Below are 20,657 nucleotides of genomic sequence, written 5' to 3'. Positions count from 1 at the left end.
CTACCTTGTCAATGATCGGTTTCACCTGTCACAAACTAAGATTTAATTCTGGTTCGCTATATATCTTTCGTTGATAAATGCGCTCTAGTTTGAGCTTGTAGAGGTTTTTCTAACATAACAGTGATTACAATTGCTGGGTGTGGATTGCACCATTTTACTCTCAACTCCTTCGAGGCTAAGGCGACTAATGCTTGTTAGTGATCTCTCTCTTCTTTTATCTTTAGCGCAGCAGATGAGTGTTTTTTTGGTGATAGCCTACCTTCTGAGTAAAACTCCGGCATTTTTACCCCTCACGAATTTGTCACCACGTCTGCCTAATACCTTAACCATTTATTGTCTATTCTCAGGTTTTTGCATTTTGGGCACCTATTTTGGATTAGCCATTGATGATGCGATTGCCAACACTCGCGCGGTTGGAGCGGTATTAGGCGGCATATTTGGTGGGCCGGTGCTGGGCGTGTTAGTTGGCTTCACCGGTGGAATGCACCGTTATTCAATGGGAGGCTTTACTGATCTGGCATGTGCTATCTCAACCACATTAGAAGGCCTTGTAGGTGGTTTATTTCACCTATGGATCCGTCGCCGCAGTCATCATAATGAACATCTGTTTAGCCCAAGCATCGCTTTTATCGCCACCTTTCTGGCTGAAGTAATGCAAATGGGCCTTATTCTCTCAATAGCCAAGCCCTTTGAACAAGCGCTCGACCTTGTTGGTAAAATAGCGCTGCCCATGATTGTCGCCAACGCAATTGGCGCCGCTCTATTTATGATGATGATCCGAGACCGCCGGCGTTTATATGACAAGTTTAGTAGCCACTCCTCGGCCAAGGCCTTGAATTTGGCTCAGCGTATGGTCGGTGTATTTCATTTTGGATTTCGGCAACAAGATGCGGTGCGAATTGCGAATATCATTCATGAAGAAACTGGCGTCTCAGCGGTGGCCATCACCGATACCAAGCAAATTCTTGCCTTTACAGGCTTGGCAAGTGATCACCATCAGGCTGGCCTACCCATCAGCTCTCAACAAACCTACCAAGCCATTCGAGAAAACCGAGTGGTCTTTGCCGATGGTGTCGAAGAACCCTATCAATGCAGCGGCAGCGATAAATGTCCCTTAGGCTCTTCATTAGTAGTCCCTATTCGAGGACGTGAAAATGAAGTGATTGGTACGGTGAAGTTATATGAATCCAAGCGACGGCTGTTTTTACATATTAATCGGGCTCTTGGTGAAGGTATCGCGAAAGTGATTGCCGAACAACTGCGAGATAGTCAGCTACAACAACAGCAGCAACTACTGACAGAAGCTGAACTCAAACTTGCCAGAGCTCAAATCAACCCGCACTTTCTATTTAATGCGCTTAACACCATAAGCGCTGTCGTTAAAAAGGACGCTAGTTCTGCACGCGAGTTGATTGCAGACTTGGCCTTGTTTTTACGCATCAACTTAAAACGCAACCATCAAGCCAGTTTGCTTAGCAGTGAGCTTGAGCACGTCAATGCCTATCTGCATATTGAGCAGGTTCGCTTTGCGGACCGTTTGGTGATTAAGCAACATATAGCAGAGCACTTTTTGAGTTTGGAACTGCCTACCTTTACCTTGCAACCCTTGGTTGAAAACGCCATCAAACACGGCACTGCTCACTTACTCGAAACCGGAGAAATTACTATCTATAGCCGCCATCACAACGGCCTAAATCAAATTGTAGTTGAGGACAACGCAGGCCTCTATCAGAAACCCAAACAAGCGAGCACTGAAGGCTTGGGTTTGCACATTGTAGACACTCGATTACGTAACGCCTTTGGTGTGAACTACGCTCTACAAATAGAATGCGAGCCAGGTCAATACACCCGAGTGATTGTATCGATACCACAGGAGACAAAACAATGAGAGCCGTGATCGTTGATGACGAACCTTTGGCACGAGAACAACTGCTTGAGATGCTAGAGCCGTTTACTGATATTGAAGTCATTGCAAGCTATGGAAACGCTGTGGAATGCTTAAAGCATCTAAAAGATCTCAACGCGGATGTTTTGTTCTTAGATATTGAAATGCCGCAGATAAGCGGCTTAGAAATGGCAAATATGTTGGATCCAAGTAACAGCCCAGCCATTGTTTTTGTGACAGCATACGACCAATTTGCCTTAGATGCCTTTGAACAAAACGCAGTTGATTACTTGCTAAAGCCAATTGATGCAAAGCGTTTGTCGAAATCGATACAGCGCCTCAAAGAGCGCTTACCAAAACCTAAAGATAGTGCTACACATCATAATTCAACTAGTGAGCCAAGCCTGCAAAGCATGCTCAAAGATCAGCCACTGCGCTTAATCCCCTGTTACTTTAAACAACGAGTAAAATTAATCCGCTTAGAGGACGTAGAATATGCCTCAAGTGACTTAAGTGGCGTACATGTGGTCACGGAACAAGGCATAAACCATACTCAACTCACCTTAAAAGTGCTCGAAGATAAATCACCTTTACTGCGATGTCATCGTCAACACTTAGTCAACGTGGATGCAATTCTAGAAATATCGCTGCAGGACAATGGTGGTGCCGTTCTTTTTACCAAAAGCGGCGCTCAGTTACCGGTTAGCCGCCGCTATTTTAAGGTCATCAAAGATCACTTTGGGCTCTAGCCATCTAAATTTCCCGAACCGTTCAACGCTATATTCAACCGCTTGCGTCGGTATATTTCCGTTTACTAATACCCACAGAGCTATAATTCACACAATTAAATAAACTTCTCATGATTATAATTAAGTATTGAGAGGATGATATGCTTTGGTTTTTATTTTGCGTCGCAGCACTGCTCGGCGGTTATTTTATTTATGGTGCTTTTGTCGAAAAGGTTTTTGGCATAAATGAGCAGCGACAAACCCCCGCTTTTACTAAACAAGACGGCGTTGACTATGTGCCAATGTCTAAGAAAAAAGTATACCTAATTCAGTTATTAAACATTGCCGGAGTTGGGCCGATTTTTGGACCGATAATGGGTGCTTTGTATGGGCCTGCAGCCATGCTTTGGATCGTAGTTGGTTGCGTCTTTGCAGGCGCTACCCATGATTATTTTTCTGGCATGTTATCGGTTAGAAACGGCGGTGCATCAGTACCCGCTCTTTCGGGACGTTACTTAGGTAAAAGTGCTCGGCACTTTATGAATATTTTTGCCATTGTGTTGCTGCTTTTAGTCGGCGTGGTATTTGTATCTGCACCTGCAGGTATGTTAACCAATTTGCTTAATGATCAAGCCGGACTCAACGTGGGCTTAGGCACCATGGTAAGCATCATTTTCGTTTACTACATTATTGCGACCATCGTTCCAATTGATAAAATCATTGGTCGTTTTTACCCTTTGTTTGGTGCATTGCTTATCTTTATGTCTGTCGGTTTAATGACAGCAGTGGCTTTTTCAAGCGAGCATCAAGTCATGGGGAGCTTTGAAGTCAGCCAAATGTTTAGCAACATGAACCCTAACGACCTGCCTTTATGGCCTGCCTTATTTATTACCATAGCTTGCGGGGCTATTTCTGGCTTCCATGCAACCCAGTCACCGTTGATGGCGCGCTGTATGGAAAACGAAAAGAATGGCCGCTTTGTTTTTTATGGTGCCATGATAGGTGAAGGCGTAATCGCCTTAATTTGGTGTGCAATTGCTTTATCGTTCTTTGATTCAATGGAAGGCCTACAAGCCGCGGTATCTAACGGTGGGCCGGGTAAAGTAGTGTATGAAGCCTCATTTGGATTACTCGGCGTGTTTGGCGGGATCTTAGCTTTCTTAGGTGTAGTTATTCTACCTATTACTTCAGGTGATACAGCATTTCGTTCTAGTCGCTTAATATTAGCCGAATACTTTAACCTATCTCAGAAGCCAGTTAAGAATCGACTAATGATCGCACTGCCAGTATTTATCATCGGCGGAATACTCACTCAAGTGGATTTCGGTGTCATTTGGCGCTACTTCGGTTTTGCCAATCAAACCACGGCTGTAATGATGTTATGGACAGCGACCGCGTATTTATTGCGTAATGATAAATTTCACTGGATCACTACGGTTCCAGCGATGTTTATGACCACCGTCGTCATCACCTTTATCTTGAATTCAAGTACGCTAGGATTTGGTTTACCGATGATGGTTTCTACTCTAGCTGGTGTTGTCACAACCTTAGTAATCACCGGATTACTGATCACTCGACTCAAAGGCATCGGCGAAGATGACTTAGATGACGATGAGCAACCAGAGCTAAAACCTATAAAACAAGAATAGTTACAATCACTCATGTTAGAGCCGCCGCGGCGGCTCTTTCAAAGTAAAATGAAATTAGAACACCGAATTAGCCGCACACATAATCCCCTTCAATTTAGTAACATCTAAACTCGAAAAATAGGCATTTAACAACAAACTCAATCAATGATGTATCCCCTTGTGCGACCTTGCTCAGTAATACCAATCCCATTATATTTTTGGTCTTTTACTTGTTGTACTAAAACGCTTAGCTTTAGGAAGAACTCGCGGTTATTAGCGGTCTAATGACAAAAGTTATGACGACAAGATTGGTGTTTTAGTCAAACAATAGTGATCAATAAATTACCGTGATTGGTATAACATAAGTGGAAACAACATACAGCTTCTACAGCCTCAGCAACTCACTTCGACCATATAGATTCGGGGCTTCGCTTTGCTTGACGCTACTTTTCCACAAAATGGAAAAGACAAGCCCGCTTAAGCGACCCATCCTATCAATGTGGCGAACTAAAATTTTCACACCACAAAAACCTGCTTAGGTTCAGGTGGATAGATGCTGCGTATAAATTTTTTGCAGTGTATAGCTCATCACCCAAAGCAAATACCTGTAAACCATTGATATTAAATATACTTGGTAGTACATTTGATCGATCTAGAATCAAGCATGGAATGATTTTGATGAGTACAACACCAGTCCACTTCACCGTGGTAACCAACCTCGTGTTAGCGCTATTACCATTAGTACTTGCGATTTATTTATTCAAAATAAGCCATAAGCGCTCAGTAAGCTGGTGGATATTACTACCGGTGTTTATTGCCTTATTGCCCAATAGCGCCTATGTACTAACAGATATTATTCACTTCATTGCAGCACTTAGATCACCAACGATGACTCCCATACATCTAATTTTTATAACGACTCCTTTCTACCTTGTATTTTTAAGCCTGTGTTTTGAGTTTTATGTTCTATCCGTGCGTTTTGGGCAACAATACTTAGAAAACATAAATCCTAAGTCCCGTGCGATCAAATGGCTTTCAATCATATTCCCAACGATGATGCATTTACTCAGTGCGATCGGCGTTTATTTAGGGCGCTTCCAACGTCTAGAAAGCAGCGACATTATTCATCAGCCAATCATTGTATTTAAAGATTTATTGCTCGACTTAAGCAATGGCAGCAGCTCCCTAATCATATTAGGACTATTTAGTTTGTTCGCCGTGCTGTATTACATATTCGAAAAAACCAACTGCAAAATATATGCTTTATTTACTTACCATAAAGCAATAAATCCGGAACACAATCCTGCCTAAACTCACAATAAATGACTTGAATTTGTAGTTACCAAGTCTCTGAAATGGTCATTGTTTACACTTTTACTAATTAAAAATTGGGTTGACTAAATTTGCATCGATCTACATTTAAACAGTTATCAATAACTATCAGTAAGTTATAAACCAACTCTGGATCTAATGTCCCCCAAATGAGTGTGTCAGAGCACTTAACTGTCAGTTTGATCTCGCAAAGTTCAGAGTTGTCTTATTTTTCATAAACATTTTAATTCAATAGCTTACCTTCACACATCGATCCCGTGTAAACACTGGCACGCACTTTGCGATACCCAGTTGAAGACGCGAAATGCGTAAGAGCTTGTTTAAAAGGACCTTATGATGAATATGAAAATCGCTATTAGCTGTATAACCATGAGTATCGCAGCTACTTCAGCCAGCTTCGAGACCTATGCAACTGAATTTGATGATGCGATAGCAGACGGCGGAGTCGTTATAACTGCAAAACAATTGTTAGGAAATACCGGGTTCAGTATGATTTCGGTTCAAAAGAATGAGTGGTCTAACTGGTATTCACCAACTGGACTAAAAGTGTTGGAATTAAAAGGAAAGTCTAGAAATATCCGAATGAAATGGCACTTTGATGCTCAAGGCGATTTTTGTGAAGAATCCTACTCGAAGAAAAAGAAGATTGTCTGTTCTCGCGACGAAGGAACGATGGTCATGGATAACAAAGGTATTGTTCGGATTTATACTAATGGCAAAGCCGAAAAATACACATTTAGAATAAGCTTAGGGAATGTGAACAGACTATAAAAAGAAAAAACCACTGCATGGCAGTGGTTTTTAGTTTTAACTAATTAAAGGTCTTTATTTGAAAGTACGCTGACGAACTTTCTCAAGACGCTCTAGGATGGCATCGATACGGTCAGGATATACCATAAATTCTTGGAATCCTTTCATACCTTCTTTTGCCATTGCAGGATCAGTATCGCGGTCATAAAATTGAGCCGTACCGTCTGCGCTACCCAACATTGCTACACCTTTATCTAGGAAGTAGTTGTCAGCAGCTTGTGCGTCTTTATGCGGTGGGATCTGTAGTAGAGCACCGTTAATTTTAGTTTGGTTATCTTCACGAGCCATAAATGCTAAGTAACGACGAGCGTCTTCTTTGTTTTTAGCTTTTGATGGAATGTGTAGCGTATCCATTGGCGCATCTTCGAACATGCCCACTTCTGGATTGATTTGTGGGAATTGGAAGAAGCCCATTTTGCCTTCAAGTTCTTCTGGGAAGTTAGGCGTAATGAAGTTACCAATCAAATACATTGCAGCTTCGCCGTTATATAAGAAAGGCTGTGCTTCTTGCCATGAGTAAGACGCATGGTTTTCTAGGAAGTAGCCAGGCTCAACAAGCTCAGCCCAATTTGCGAAAGTCGCTCTAACACGGTCATCAGTGTAAGGCACTTTACCGTCCATAAGGTCCATATGGAACTCTAGGCCGTTAGTACGAAGGTTCAAATAATCAAACCAACCCGCAGCAGTCCATAGATACTTGGTACCAATAGAAACAGGTGCAATGCTGTTTTCTTTTAGTGTTGCACAAGCGGCTAGAAATTCATCCCAAGTTGTTGGCTCACCAATACCGTGTTTTTCAAATAGGTCTTTACGATAGTAAACACCCCACTGGTAATACGTGAAAGGAACACCCCATTGCTTGCCATCAATGGTCATTGCTGGCGCAGCTGTAGCAAACGTATCTTGCATGTTGTTCTCAGCCCAAAGATCACTTACATCTTCAAACAAACCGCGATCAACGAAAGCCTTCATACGGTTACCGGCATACCAATGCACTACATCGGGTGGAGAAGTAACTAGCCAGTTACGAATCGTTGTTTTATAAGCTTCATGATCGTATAGGTTGTACTTAACCGTAATATCTGGGTTTTCTTTTTCGAACTGGGCAATGATCTCAGCGAAAGCAGCTTTCGGTGCTGGATCAGATGTATCAGAGTTGATTACCAATGTACCGGCTGTGGCCATCGTTGACATTGCTGTTGATAGCAATGCAATCTGGCCTAACTTGGCAATTTTTTTCATGATGTTCCTTCCTTTTATTTATTGGTACTTCATTGTTATTAAGGTCATTCACTCGACCTTAGTCTCTCTATACTGAGAGTGTGTTTTATAACGCTTGTCACTAGAAAGCCTCTAGCCTTTGGTTGCTCCAAGCGTTAATCCTGCAATAAAGTGGCGCTGCATAGTGAAAAACAAAATCACTGGCGGCAACGCTGCGACTACCGCTCCGGCAGAAATAAGCTGCCATGACGCTAACCATTGTCCTTGGAGTGCGCTTAATCCTGCTGTCACTGGGCGCACCTCATCACTTTGAACCAAAACTAAGGCCCAGAAAAAGTCATTCCAAATAAAGGTAAATACCAGTACGGCGAGGGCTGCAGTTGCAGGTCGAACCAGTGGCAATACAATATGGAAGAAAATCTTAAATTCACTGACACCTTCGACGCGAGCAGATTCGATCAATTCTGTGGGCAACCCGACAATAAAGTTGCGCATAAACAAGGTACAGAAACCAGATTGGAACGCGATATGGAAGAATATAATCGCCCAATGAGTATCGTATAATCCAAAGCTAATGGTTAGATCGCGTACTGGAATCATCAAGATTTGAAAGGGTACAAAGTTACCAGCAATAAAGGTCGCGAATATCCAAATATTGGCTTTAAATTGATATTTGGCAAGCGCGTAGCCAGCTAAGGTTGATAAGGCTACGGCACCGGCAACAGCAGGTAGAGTGATGATCAAACTGTTCATCAAGTACTGAGCCATTGGGGTGCTGGTGAACACCTGAGTATAATTTTCAATCAGCATCCACTCACTGGGCCAGCCCCAATAATTACCTTCGTTAATATCGCCTAACGAACGAACTGATGTAGCCATTACAGCGAGCAAAGGGAGCAACCACAGAACAATCGATGCAACCAGTGCGATGCGATAACTAATATTGACGCCTTTTGAGGCTTTTTCTATAGGTCTAGGAAACATTATTTTTCACTCTTAACCATACGCCACAAGAAGTAAGCGATATAAATATCCATAATGAGGAATAGTACAACTGCAACCGCAGCCCCATAACCCATGCGATAATTGAAGATAGCCTCTTCATACATCATGTATGCAAGCACCGTTGAGCTGCCCCAAGGGCCACCAGCGGTCATGGTTGCTACCAAGTCAAATGAGCGCAAAGCTCCAATAACCGTGACTACGATCGCAATGAAAGTCGCCGGGCTAAGTTGCGGAATAACGATGTACCAAAGCATTTTCCAGCCTTTGGCGTTGTCCAATTGAGCTGCTTCAATCTGCTCGCCATTTAGGTTATTCAAACCTGTTAAATACAAAATCATGCAATAGGCGATTTGAGGCCACAAGCCCGCAGCAATAATGCCGTAGGTGACGAGTTTTTCGTCAGCAAGTATCGCTATAGGGTCACCACCGAAGAACACTATCGCTTCGTTGAGCAAACCAAAGTTAGGGTCGTAGAACCAAGAGAAAACTAAGCCAACTACTACTTGCGAAATAACGAAGGGGAAAAAGAATAAAGCTTTTACAGCACGGATACCGGCAACTTGTTGATTCAAGAATAGAGCAATTGCGAGGCCGCAAGGTGGCGCTAGCATAAACAAAACTAACCACAATAGGTTGTTAGAGAATGCTTTCCAAAAGGTGTCAGAGTCAAACAGCTCACGATAGTTGTCGAGACCTATCCAAGTTTTATCACCTAAACCATCCCAGTCGAAAAAACTGAGCCAAATGCTGTCAAACACTGGATAGATGACATAAACGAAAAATACGATCATTGCTGGCGCTAAAAATAGCCAGGGTGCTATGACCGTAGGCCGCCATTTCCTACGTGTAGATGGACGGGAATCGGGTAACCCGATTTGGGGGCTGCTCTGCGCCATATGTAAATTCCTTCTTGGTGGCAGCAAATAGACTCACTAGCCAACAATCACATTAACAACATAAATCAATAGTGAATGAAAAACCAGCTTGTGAAATCACTGTAAATCTTTTGTGAACTATAATACTGCCAAAGTAATTCAATTTTTGTGAAGTGTAAACGTTTCCATAGCAAAATTGTTCAGGTAAAGTATTGAAGTATGATCGATGTCATATTTGGTAAATAAGTTCTACCTAATTTCGTAATTTGGCATCAAGTGCAGTTATAGTCTGCGCAATGAAACTTTAATTATTGGTACACCGCAAGGGGCTGCAAATGGCAAACATTAATCTGAAAAAAATTGTCAAAAGATTTGGAAAAGTTGAGACAATTCATGGCATTGACTTAGATATTCAGCATGGCGAATTCGTTGTATTTGTTGGGCCTTCAGGTTGTGGTAAGTCTACTCTATTACGCTTAATCGCTGGTCTTGAAGAGATCACCGAAGGCGAATTGTTCATTGACGACAAATGTGTAAACGACGTAGACCCGGCTGATCGTGGCGTGGCTATGGTATTTCAATCTTATGCGCTCTATCCGCATATGACCGTCGAAGAAAACATGGGCTTTGGTATGAAAATGAATGGTGTTGCCAAAGACATCATTGCAGAGCGTGTCGCAGTAGCGGCTAAAACCTTGCAAATGGAACCGCTACTAAAACGTAAGCCTAAAGAACTTTCAGGTGGCCAACGCCAGCGGGTTGCTATCGGTCGTGCGATTGTACGTGACCCTAAAGTATTCCTTTTTGATGAGCCGCTCTCAAACCTTGACGCAGAGCTTCGCGTAGAGATGCGTCTGCAAATAGCAAAATTGCACAAAGAACTCGAAACCACCATGGTGTATGTTACCCACGATCAAGTGGAAGCAATGACCCTTGCGGATAAAATTGTAGTTCTACGTGACGGTAATATCGAACAAGTTGGTTCGCCACTTGAGCTTTACAACTATCCAGAAAACGAATTTGTTGCGGGCTTTATTGGCTCACCACGTATGAACTTTTTACCGGTTTCAGTTGCTTCCGTTGAAGGTGACACTGCACAAATTACTCTTCCAGATGGCAACAATATTCCTCTAAAAGTGCGAGACAACTCAGTCAAAGCTGGTGAGAGCTTAACCTTAGGTATTCGCCCAGAACACATGGATTTAGACAACGCTTCAGATTTCATCATTGAATTCCAAAGTGAAGTGGTAGAACGCTTAGGTAATGCCACTTACCTATTCGGGCAGATCAATGGCAACGATGGCATGAAAGTGCATGTTGCTGGTGACCACAGCGTTGACCGTTTTGACAACGTGCCGCTAAACATCTCTTACGACGACTGTTTCTTATTTAATAAGAACAATGAAGCAGTACGCTTGTATTCTAAAAAATAAAAAGCTCTCTATTCCAAGAGTTTGCCGAACATTCAATTGTTCGGCTTTTTTTTGCCCTAAAAATAGACATTTCCTTTCTGTTATTGCTTAAAGATAGTAATTCTAAGCAAAATTCGCAAAACATAATTGAGCCCAAGTTCCTATACTTAAGAGGTTCATTTCATTGTTTGTTATTACCACGCTTTTAGTTATCGCAATCATTGAGAATTCACCTGTAGGATTTGGAGCTTCACCACTATGTCTAAGGCAATAAATATGGTTCAACCACAATTCGATCATCAGAAGTACCGCGCGTTTCCAGCGCTTAAGCTTAATGATAGAACATGGCCGAGCCAAACTCTGCTGAGTGCACCCCAGTGGTGTAGCGTTGACTTGCGGGACGGCAACCAAGCCTTGATAGAACCGATGTCAGTTGAACAGAAAAAGAAATTGTTCCAACTATTGGTTGATGTAGGATTCAAACAAATTGAAATCGGTTTCCCTTCAGCATCAGCAACTGAATTCGAGTTTTGCCGCTGGTTAATTGAAGAAAACAAAATTCCTAACGACGTAACCGTACAAGTCTTAACTCAGGCTCGCCCAGCGCTAATACAACGCACCTTTGAGGCCTTGGATGGTGTAAAGTCGGCAATTGTTCACGTTTACAATTCCACATCTAAGGTTCAGCGCGACAAAGTTTTCAAGCTAGATCGACAGGGGATCATAGATATTGCGGTAAAAGGTGCGCAAGATGTTATTGATTGCTCTAAAGACTATCCGCAAACTCAGTGGCAGTTTCAGTATTCACCCGAAAGCTTCACCGCTACCGAACTAGACTTTGCGGTTGATATTTGCAACGCCGTACTTCACGTGTGGCAGCCAACTAACAAGCAAAAAGCCATTTTAAATCTTCCTGCGACGGTAGAAATGTCGACTCCAAATGTGTATGCGGACCAGATTGAGTGGTTTATACGACATATTGATTACCGCGACGCCGTTATCATAAGTCAGCATACCCACAATGACCGTGGTTGCGCGGTCGCGGCGGCTGAACTTGGCTCATTAGCAGGGGCACAGCGGGTTGAAGGCACCTTGTTTGGCAACGGCGAACGTACCGGTAATATGGATATCATTACTTATGCAATGAATCTTTATAGTCAAGGGATCGACCCTCAGTTAGACCTATCTGATATTGATACGATTTCGCGCGTGGCTAAAGAATGCACCCAACTGCCAATTCATCCTCGACATCCTTATGCGGGCGAATTAGTGTACACCGCGTTTTCTGGTAGTCATCAGGATGCGATTAAAAAATGCTTAGCACTACAAAGTAAAGAAGAAGCGTGGGACGTTGCATATTTGCCTATCGATCCAGCCGATTTGGGACGTGATTATCAAGAAGTTATTCGGATTAACAGCCAAAGTGGTAAAGGTGGAATCGCTTACATTTTAGAGCGAGACTATGGTATCGAGCTCCCACGCTGGGCTCTAATCGAGTTTAGCAGCATTGTACAAGCGCATAGTGAACAAAGTGGCGAAGAAACATCCTCGTCAGCTATTTGGAATCTATTTGAACGCCAATACTTAAAACAAAACCAATTTAGTATCGCGGAAACGCAGCTTAGCTCCGATGGACAAGAGCAAATCAAAGTGCGCTTAAGCCATGCCAACAACGATACGGTTAGTATTGCAGGACAAGGCAGTGGCGCACTTGAAGCATTTAATCGCGCCCTCTCATCACACTTCAAGCATGATATCGAAGTCCTTGATTACAGTGAGCATGCTTTAAGTCAAGGCGTGGACTCCAAGGCCATTTGCTACATACAAGCGCGCATAGAAGGCCATCGTTATCTAGGGGTTGCCATTCATCAGGACATTATGAACGCAAGCTTGCAGGCGCTGTTGTGCACCTTTAACCAGCACTATCAGACCAACCATCAAGCCAGTTTGGTTTAAACCTAGCAAAAAGGCCGCACAGCGGCCTTTTTATTACTCGCTAAAACTGTTTGTTATGAGAAACATAGCTGGTAGCTAACGTACTCCTGGGTAAGCAAAAATTCTGGATGCACGCTAGGGCTCCATGAATCATCGCCACCCACGCCCATGTGTTTATGATCAAGGCGCAAGTAGATATTGCCATTAGCCTTGAGCTCACTTTGATGCTTAGCCAAATTAAGCTGCTCAATACTGTATGCGCTAGCGCTAAGTACAAACGCTTGGTCGCTACTTATTGAAACCTTGTCATCGAGCTTCGCTGATACGACGCCGCATCGAGCCCCATTCTCGGTTGGGAAGATATATGGAACATGTAAATCTTCAATCGAGCTTTGGTAAGCGCCAAAACGGGCGGCGCCTATACGGTCCGGATAGTTTTCGTTAGGACCAAAACCTTGATACTCCAAGTTAGAACCCTGTTTAAATACCCATTCAAGACCATAACGAGCTAGCGGAGGTAAGTCTTTAGCCAGTTGCAATTCAACCTGCAGGTTCAGTTCACCTTGACTGTTGATGGTACTAATCCAACGGCTTTGCACCAGCGTTTTCGCACCAGATGTATAGCTCTGAAGCAACTCAACTTGAATATTACCGTCACTACTTTTTTCCCAACGCCATTGCCCTAACTGACGTTGTATATCGCCTAGACCTGCTTGGTTCCAGCGCGTCACCCATGCATTGGGGTCAACGAAGTCAGCCTGACTGGTACCAATGTCGTTATCTAAGGCTGCTCGGGTAAAAAGATCCCGTGGCGCTTGATCAAGCAGCGTTTGTCCATCTTTAGTCCATTGCGACAACAAACCTTCTTTAAAACTAAATTGCCAAGCCTTGCTGTCTTTCGTTCCTGAAACCACCAACTCGTCAGAAGCGATTTCGGAAACATCAATACTGTGAGCTTGGGCATTAAACTCCCAAATAGCTAGCGGGGCACTCCAGTTAAGCTCAAACTGTGCGATTGCGGTGCTATGACCCGACTTTGCCCAAGCTTGGTCTTCGTTAAGGGTGACATCAAGATTTAAATGGTAGCGTTTATTGGCTAATAGATTGGGCTTAGTATTGAGGCTGAACTCCGTGCTTGTTTGCGCTTCAATACCAACAACACTAAGTTCACCACTATCGATAGTGATGCCATCTTCTAACAAGGACCAGTGCAAAATTTGCGAATCTAAGCTGGCAAACAAATTATCGTTAGTGAGTTTAAAGCGCAGCGCACCGTATTGTGAATCAAGCAGTTCAAACAGCACAAACTGCTGCGCCCACTTCGCTTCATATAGATGCGGATGCACACTACGATCCGGGAATATCAGTCCATTAATACAAAACTGACGATCGTTAATTACGTCACCAAAATCACCACCATAGCCCCAGTCGCTGTGCCCTTCGCTAGTTACATATTCGATGCCTTGATCAACCCAGTCCCAGATGAAGCCGCCTTGTAGACGGTCAAACTGACGAAATGCTTGCCAATATTTGTCAAAACTTCCAAGACTATTACCCATTGCATGCGCGTACTCGCATAAGATAAGCGGACGATCTTCGCCGGGTCGCGACACCCAGTTAGTAATTGCCCATTTCGGGTCAACCGCTTGCCCTTGCTCATCAAGCCAATACGGTAAGTCTTTGTGCGCTCGAGAGTACATTGGACAAATGATATCGGTGGCAGGTGTATCAGAACCACCACCCTCATACTGAATCGGTCGAGACGGGTCACGTTTTTTCAACCAGCCGTAAGCCAAATCATGATTTTGACCATAACCCGATTCATTACCTAATGACCAAATGATAATACTCGGGTGATTCTTATCACGCTCAACCATGCGTTGTACGCGTTCAATATACGCCTTCGCCCAACTCGGATCGTCTGAAAGGCGATTCATCGGGAATTGGCCATGGGTTTCGATATTAGCTTCATCAACGACATACAGGCCATACTCATCGCACAAGCTGTACCATAAGGGATGATTTGGATAGTGAGCGGTACGAACAGCGTTAAAGTTGAATTGTTTCATGAGTTCAATGTCACGGCGCATATCCGTTTCGGTCATCACATGCCCAAGCTTCGGATGATGTTCATGCCGATTTGCACCGCGAATCAAGACCGCTTTACCATTGACTAGCAACTGTCCCTTGGTTATTTCAACACGCCGAAAACCAAACTTACTCGACTCAATGGCCAGCACTTCCCCATCGGCAGCTAATAAACGAAGGGTGAGTTGATACAAATGTGGCGCTTCAGCACTCCACTGTTTAACTGCCGCTAGCTTAGTTTTGAAACGAATTCGGTCTTTCCATACCCCTTTTTCATCTTGCAGGTAGCGCCCAAAGTCTTGTTGTTCTTTGACCAAAACATGTTGGCTGTCATCGAGGATCTGGTATTCAAGTGCATAGGTCTCATCGCTTTTAATAACACTCGCTGAGATTCTTGCATGCAATTCAAATAATCCATCGCGGTAACAATCGTCCAAACTTGCGCTAACTTCGAAGTCTTCAATGGCTACTTGATTTTGTCGCAGCAGGCTGACATCGCGGAAAATACCACTTAACCACCACATATCTTGGTCTTCTAAGTAAGAACCGTCACTCCAGCGCATTACCATTACAGCAATGGTATTGCGCCCAGCTTTGGCGTACTTACTTACATCAAACTCAGCAGCTAGGCGGCTATCTTGAGAATAACCAACCCATTGACCATTCATCCATAGATGAAAACAACTGTTCACGCCATCAAAGCGCAAACGCAATGAACTAGCAGACCAATCTTGATCTAAGTCCAATTCTAATCGATAACAACCGGTTGGATTCTCATTGGGAACCAATGGTGCTTTGTCTTCAAAGGGATACTTTACGTTGGTGTAAATTGGATTGTCGTCAACCTCAGGGTCGAGCTGCCAGTTGCTTGGCACGCTAATGCTTTGCCAAGTACTTGCATCGAAGTCGTTTTCAATAAAACCACTTTCGACAGTTTCTGGCTTATCGTACAACTTAAACTGCCATTGCCCATTGAGCAGTCGAATGCTGTTACTATCAAAAATATTGCCACTCTTGGCTAGGTCTAAATTTTGGTAGTTAGCCAAAGGGCTGTGCGCTAACAAACGATTAGCTGCGGTTACGTCTTGATTTTCCCAATCCCGTCGTGCAATCAGTGACTCAAAATGATTCATGAAAAAATTCCTAATTAATAGCTTCTAGACTAAATAGCAATGCTGTTTCTGGGTCCAGTACTGGCAATTGTAGACCTGCTTTTTCAAGTTGCTCACCACTTATTGTAAGTCCTTCGCTCATCCATAAAGGTAGCTGCTTCATGATGTGAGGTAAGTTTTCAGGTTGATCAAGCACGCTTAAGCGATAGATTTGTTGCGCTTGTAAACCAGGAATGCGCAGTACTTCAGCAATCGCGTAAGCGGGCATAGCAAGTTGCGCAACCGCGACTAGAGCTTGTTGCTGGTCGATAGCCACGACAACTTGAGCCTGGCTTTGTTCATCTGGTAACTCAACGCGATACGACAAACCACTATGGAGTAAGTCGCGCCACTGCTTATGTAGTGCAATATAATGACTGAAAGCCTGACGCTCTTGCTCATCAACAGCAAGTGGGTCGAGTTCAACGCCCATATGGCCGAACAAAGCGGTTATTCCGCGGAAACTAATCGCATGGCGACGCATGGTGGTATGGCAATGGGCTGGTCCTATGTGACTACCCATCACTTCTGGTGGGAAGAAATAGCTCATACCTTTTTGAATGATTTGACGCTCTAAAGCATCATTGTTATCGGACGTCCAAAAACGTTGGGTACGCTGTAATACCCCGTAATCGATTCGTCCTCCGCCAGAGGAACAGCTTTCAACTTCAACATTAGGGTGTTTCGCTCTAAGCGCTTCTAGCAAGCGATAGAATGCTTGTGTTTGCCCATGCACTGCTGCACGGCCCATATGGCTTGATTGAAGAAGCTCTCGGTTCATATCCCACTTGAGGTAAGTAATTGGATACGCTGAAAGTATTTTGTCCAAACAATCGAGCAAGTAGTCAAACACCGGTTGCTGTTGTAGATCTAGCAAGTATTGCCAGCGTCCACTTAGTTGTTCATACCCTTGTGTTGATAGCATCCATTCAGGATGCTGGCGATAAAGTGTAGACTCTTTATTAACCATCTCCGGTTCAACCCACAGTCCAAACTCCATGCCATTTGCGTGAATCGCATCAACAATGGGTGTGAAGCCTTCTGGGTACTTATCAGCATCTATCTGCCAATCACCTAAAGCGGCTTTATCGTCATGTCGTCCAACAAACCAACCATCATCAATAATAAAGCGTTCTACACCCATTTTGGCCGACGCTTCTATCATTTTTATGATGTAGTTAGGGTCATGGTCGAAGTAGATCCCTTCCCAGGTGTTAAGGTGTACTGGGCGTTTGGCACTCACAGGAAAATGGAGAATATTTTGGCGAACAAAGGCGTGGAACTGCTGACTTAAGGCATTTAAACCCTTTGCGCTATAGCTGGCGTACAAAACCGGTGTGCTATAGCTTTCACCAGCAGCGAGACTAATCTCACCAGCATCGAGCAGTTCTTCGGCCTGAATCAAACGTCGGCCATCACTTTTAACATCGGCTTTGATACGGTGATTACCACTCCAGCCTAGGTGCACTGCGTATACCTCACCTTGTTGCTCGTCATGTCCGCGCTGACCGGCGATTAGACCCGGGAAGTTTTCGTGGGAGGTGCGCCCGCGACGGTTTTCTTGTACAAAATTGTGAGCACGCCAGTCAATCACTTCAGTTTGGAATTCTCGAGTCCAACGGCCTCTAAAATGACGTAGTTCTTGAATATGACGCGGAATCGGCAAGGTTAAGGCCAAGCGTTGAACATTGTAAGCCTGAACTGAGGTATTGGTGATAGTTTGGCTTAAGCTGAGTACCCCACTTTCATCAAGTTCCAAATGAATCGTCAAGCTTAGCTTTGCAATCGCATCTTCGCAGACAAAGTTCAACGTTGATGCATGTTCCTGAACAGCAACGGTGGTAAAACTAGCAAACCAATCTTTGTTAGCTCGATGCCCTTCTAAGCCTGGACTACCATACTGACCTTTAGCTAACTCTGGCAATAAACTAAGTGGCACATCTTGATCTAAGCGGGCCTGTGGTACCGGGCGTTGTAAGGCAAGCTTTAGCGTTTCAACGCTGCCGCTTAATGGGGCGCCCCAATACAAAATCTCAGGCATCGGATGGGTTTGAATCACAACACTGGTGTGTTCATTGCTCAGATGGGTTAAATTACTTTTCACAAATATATCCTTTTAGCTTCGCCGGCAATACCGTTTCGGTAGCGGCTGTTATATACGCTATAAACACCGTGGAATTGTGAGCTCCACTACATAGACGTAATGGTAACGTTTACACCTGTTGTGGCAAGGCCAAATTTGTTGTTAAATAACCTGAATCACAAAAATGTGGAAAGGATTACACTTCCGAGCATGGCAACCATTAAAGATGTAGCAAAATTAGCTGGTGTATCAGTAGCAACTGTTTCACGAGTGGTTAACAAATCACCCAAAGCCAGCGAAAGCTCAAAGAAATTGGTTACCGACGCCATGCTTGAACTTGGCTATCGGCCAAATGCCAATGCTAGAGCACTCGTCAGTCAGACCTCAGACACAATTGGACTGATGGTTTCAGACGTATCCGATCCCTTCTTTGGCTCTTTAGCGAAGGCTGTGGAGCGTGTCGCCCGCGACCAAGGAATGCACTTGCTGATCGGTAATGGCTTTCACCAAACCGAACAAGAGCGAGAAGTCTTAGACCTACTTATTTCAAAACGTTGTCAGGCTTTTGTCGTGCATAGTAAGGCTTTGAGTGACGAAGAGTTACTTGAGTATGCTCGCCGAGAACCCGGCATGGTATTAATGAACCGGATGATCCCGGAGATTGCCCACCGCTGCATCACCTTGGACAATGCCAAGGGGACTGAAGTTGCAACCCGCTACCTACTCGGCAAAGGTCATCGACATTTTGCTTTTATCAATAGTACTCATGACATTACCGACCAGATCGAACGACTTAGTGGCTGTGAGCGGACCTTGAGAGAAGCCGGCTTAAATATTCCACAAGCCGCTATCGCATGCGATGATCCAAATGAAGAAGGTGGCGAACGCGCGGCACTAAATCTATTAAGTCGCGGGATCGAGTTTACGGCAGTTGTTGCTTATAACGATGCGATGGCGTTTGGAGCAATGTCGGCACTAGCTGATAATGGGATTCGAGTTCCAGATGATGTTTCTATCGTTGGATTTGATAACTTAATATATGGTAAGTATTTACGTCCAAAACTAACTACGATCCGTTATCCAATTGAGCTGATGGCCACCAGCGCGATCATTTTAGCCTTGGAATTGAGTAAACTAAAACCTGGTCTAGCTGAAAAGCCTCAATTAAACTTTATACCCACCCTAGTTATTCGACAATCCGTTGTCGAAGCACATAAGCAGCCTGCTATCATTGCGTAGTTTACGCAAAAGCTATACTAGTTTCGTTCTCAGGGTTGTTCGCTGTATTGTCTTGCGGCAGAGCAAAGGTATCAAGACGTTGTAGCAGCATAGGTAAAAATTGGTGACAACTGTGGCGCAATAGAAGCTCAGGCTGGTTATGGGTGCTGAGATTTTGCAAAAGCATGCAAACATGCGCTAGTGGGGCATTTTCTAATAATTTTGAGTTTTGTAAATAATTAAACCCACTGCTCTTAATCCATTGTTCGGTTTGTGCGTTAAACCGAATATTGTGTTCTTTTCCTAACTCTCTCAACGACGCTATCTGTTGATTTAAGGGAAGAAACTTTACCATTTTAAAATGACGGCTAATTAAACAGACTTCTTCTTGAGTAGGGAGATCTGAGACTGAAACAACATAATCGTGCCATAAAACCATAGACATTCCTCAATAAATCAACTGACCAGGCCTTGAAGCAATCGCCACCAGAACCAAGTTTAAAATGCATTCCTTTTGAAAGCGATTTCAAACTCGCGGCATTTATACCACTTTAGTATAGTTATATCAAATTGATTTGTTGCGCGATTAACTCAGCCAGTCCCGGCATTTTACCTAAGTGTTGAATTAGGTTTATTTGGGCGTCTGGAAACTGCGCTTTGTGTTGAGCAATTATGGCAGGCAAGTCGTCTACGACATGAGTACCAGCGGCTAGAAAGTATGGGAATACGTCTATCTGGTTCACTCCATCACTAAGTAATTGCTGAAGGGCGTCTGAGAATTTGGGATTAGCGAGCTCTAGAAAAGCATGTTCCACACGAACTTCAAGGGGTACGATCTGTGCAATAAAGTCGACTAAGGCGGCAACTTCTTGGTTGGAGGCTTGGCGTCTGCTGCCGTGGGCAACAATAAGCAATGCTTGTTGAGTCATAGGGTGAGTTTTTTAAGAAGAAAGATGCTTAGACTAGCTAAGCATCTTTAACAGGTAAAGGCTTACTTAACTGCTTCTTTAAGAGCTTTGCCTGAAACAAAGGCTGGAACATTCGCCGCAGCGATTTGGATCTCAGCACCAGTTTGTGGGTTACGACCAGTGCGGGCAGCACGGTGGTTTACTTTAAAAGTACCAAAACCGATCAATTGTACTTGATCGCCACCTTTAAGTGCTTCTGTAATAGAACCCAGTGTCGCTTCTAGTGCTAATTTAGCTTGTGCTTTTGAAAGCTCTGCTGAGTCAGCAATCGCATCGATAAGTTCAGTCTTGTTCATAAGAGTTTGTTCCTTGTGTCTT

Annotated in this window: 16 protein-coding genes; 8 read left to right on the top strand and 8 right to left on the bottom strand. The window is 43.8% G+C overall.

Going from position 1 to position 20,657, the window contains the following annotated elements:
• Nucleotides 1-187: 187 nt before the first annotated feature.
• The 5 genes from DBZ36_RS17560 to DBZ36_RS17540 all read left to right on the top strand — a co-directional run bounded on the left by DBZ36_RS17560 (nucleotide 188) and on the right by DBZ36_RS17540 (nucleotide 6,344).
• Nucleotides 188-1,888, top strand: a complete 1,701-nt coding sequence (locus DBZ36_RS17560) for a sensor histidine kinase (protein ID WP_120356270.1) — start codon at nucleotides 188-190, stop codon at nucleotides 1,886-1,888.
• On the top strand, nucleotides 1,885-2,634 hold the full coding sequence (btsR, locus tag DBZ36_RS17555) for a two-component system response regulator BtsR (RefSeq protein ID WP_120356269.1): 750 nt from the start codon (nucleotides 1,885-1,887) through the stop codon (nucleotides 2,632-2,634). The genes DBZ36_RS17560 and btsR overlap by 4 nt, the downstream gene beginning before the upstream one ends.
• Before the next feature lie 140 nt (nucleotides 2,635-2,774).
• Nucleotides 2,775-4,262 carry a carbon starvation CstA family protein gene (locus DBZ36_RS17550; protein WP_120356268.1) on the top strand — a complete coding sequence of 496 codons (1,488 nt, stop codon included), beginning with the start codon at nucleotides 2,775-2,777 and terminating at the stop codon, nucleotides 4,260-4,262.
• A 657-nt stretch (nucleotides 4,263-4,919) separates the two neighbouring features.
• On the top strand, nucleotides 4,920-5,552 hold the full coding sequence (locus DBZ36_RS17545; protein ID WP_158589140.1) for a DUF1361 domain-containing protein: 633 nt from the start codon (nucleotides 4,920-4,922) through the stop codon (nucleotides 5,550-5,552).
• 357 nt (nucleotides 5,553-5,909) lie between these two features.
• Nucleotides 5,910-6,344, top strand: a complete 435-nt coding sequence (locus DBZ36_RS17540) for a hypothetical protein (protein ID WP_120356266.1) — start codon at nucleotides 5,910-5,912, stop codon at nucleotides 6,342-6,344.
• A 54-nt stretch (nucleotides 6,345-6,398) separates the two neighbouring features.
• Here DBZ36_RS17540 and DBZ36_RS17535 read toward each other — a convergent pair whose 3' ends face one another.
• The 3 genes from DBZ36_RS17535 to DBZ36_RS17525 all read right to left on the bottom strand — a co-directional run bounded on the left by DBZ36_RS17535 (nucleotide 6,399) and on the right by DBZ36_RS17525 (nucleotide 9,505).
• Nucleotides 6,399-7,625, bottom strand: a complete 1,227-nt coding sequence (locus tag DBZ36_RS17535) for an ABC transporter substrate-binding protein (protein ID WP_120356265.1) — start codon at nucleotides 7,623-7,625, stop codon at nucleotides 6,399-6,401.
• 111 nt (nucleotides 7,626-7,736) lie between these two features.
• A complete protein-coding gene (locus DBZ36_RS17530) occupies nucleotides 7,737-8,588 on the bottom strand; it encodes a carbohydrate ABC transporter permease (RefSeq protein WP_120356264.1) in 852 nt (283 codons plus the stop codon).
• On the bottom strand, nucleotides 8,588-9,505 hold the full coding sequence (locus DBZ36_RS17525) for a carbohydrate ABC transporter permease (protein ID WP_120356263.1): 918 nt from the start codon (nucleotides 9,503-9,505) through the stop codon (nucleotides 8,588-8,590). The genes DBZ36_RS17530 and DBZ36_RS17525 overlap by 1 nt, the downstream gene beginning before the upstream one ends.
• 314 nt (nucleotides 9,506-9,819) lie before the next feature.
• Here DBZ36_RS17525 and DBZ36_RS17520 point away from each other — a divergent pair, with 314 nt between their 5' ends.
• Both DBZ36_RS17520 and leuA read left to right on the top strand, forming a co-directional pair.
• A complete protein-coding gene (locus DBZ36_RS17520; protein WP_120356262.1) occupies nucleotides 9,820-10,917 on the top strand; it encodes an ABC transporter ATP-binding protein in 1,098 nt (365 codons plus the stop codon).
• Nucleotides 10,918-11,172: 255 nt separating this feature from the next.
• Nucleotides 11,173-12,852, top strand: a complete 1,680-nt coding sequence (gene leuA, locus DBZ36_RS17515; RefSeq protein WP_120356261.1) for a 2-isopropylmalate synthase — start codon at nucleotides 11,173-11,175, stop codon at nucleotides 12,850-12,852.
• A 53-nt stretch (nucleotides 12,853-12,905) separates the two neighbouring features.
• Here leuA and DBZ36_RS17510 read toward each other — a convergent pair whose 3' ends face one another.
• Nucleotides 12,906-16,052: a beta-galactosidase gene (locus DBZ36_RS17510; protein WP_120356260.1), complete on the bottom strand. Its 3,147-nt coding sequence runs from the start codon at nucleotides 16,050-16,052 to the stop codon at nucleotides 12,906-12,908.
• Between the two features lie 10 nt (nucleotides 16,053-16,062).
• Nucleotides 16,063-18,174, bottom strand: a complete 2,112-nt coding sequence (locus DBZ36_RS17505; protein WP_233558179.1) for an alpha-galactosidase — start codon at nucleotides 18,172-18,174, stop codon at nucleotides 16,063-16,065.
• Between the two features lie 189 nt (nucleotides 18,175-18,363).
• Between DBZ36_RS17505 and DBZ36_RS17500 the strand changes: the two genes are divergently transcribed.
• Nucleotides 18,364-19,392, top strand: coding sequence for a substrate-binding domain-containing protein (locus DBZ36_RS17500; RefSeq protein WP_120356259.1), 1,029 nt, complete (start codon nucleotides 18,364-18,366; stop codon nucleotides 19,390-19,392).
• Nucleotide 19,393: 1 nt separating this feature from the next.
• Here DBZ36_RS17500 and DBZ36_RS17495 read toward each other — a convergent pair whose 3' ends face one another.
• The 3 genes from DBZ36_RS17495 to hupA all read right to left on the bottom strand — a co-directional run bounded on the left by DBZ36_RS17495 (nucleotide 19,394) and on the right by hupA (nucleotide 20,635).
• Nucleotides 19,394-19,810 carry a hypothetical protein gene (locus DBZ36_RS17495; protein WP_120356258.1) on the bottom strand — a complete coding sequence of 139 codons (417 nt, stop codon included), beginning with the start codon at nucleotides 19,808-19,810 and terminating at the stop codon, nucleotides 19,394-19,396.
• A gap of 121 nt (nucleotides 19,811-19,931) precedes the next feature.
• A complete protein-coding gene (locus DBZ36_RS17490) occupies nucleotides 19,932-20,300 on the bottom strand; it encodes a sirohydrochlorin chelatase (protein ID WP_120356257.1) in 369 nt (122 codons plus the stop codon).
• Between the two features lie 62 nt (nucleotides 20,301-20,362).
• Entirely contained in the window at nucleotides 20,363-20,635 is a 273-nt protein-coding gene (gene hupA, locus DBZ36_RS17485) for a nucleoid-associated protein HU-alpha (RefSeq protein ID WP_120356256.1), read from the bottom strand.
• Between the last annotated feature and the right edge of the window lie 22 nt (nucleotides 20,636-20,657).

Source organism: Alginatibacterium sediminis (assembly GCF_003610775.1).
Classification (GTDB): domain Bacteria; phylum Pseudomonadota; class Gammaproteobacteria; order Enterobacterales; family Celerinatantimonadaceae; genus Alginatibacterium; species Alginatibacterium sediminis.
This window is presented reverse-complemented; position numbering and strand designations above follow the sequence as displayed.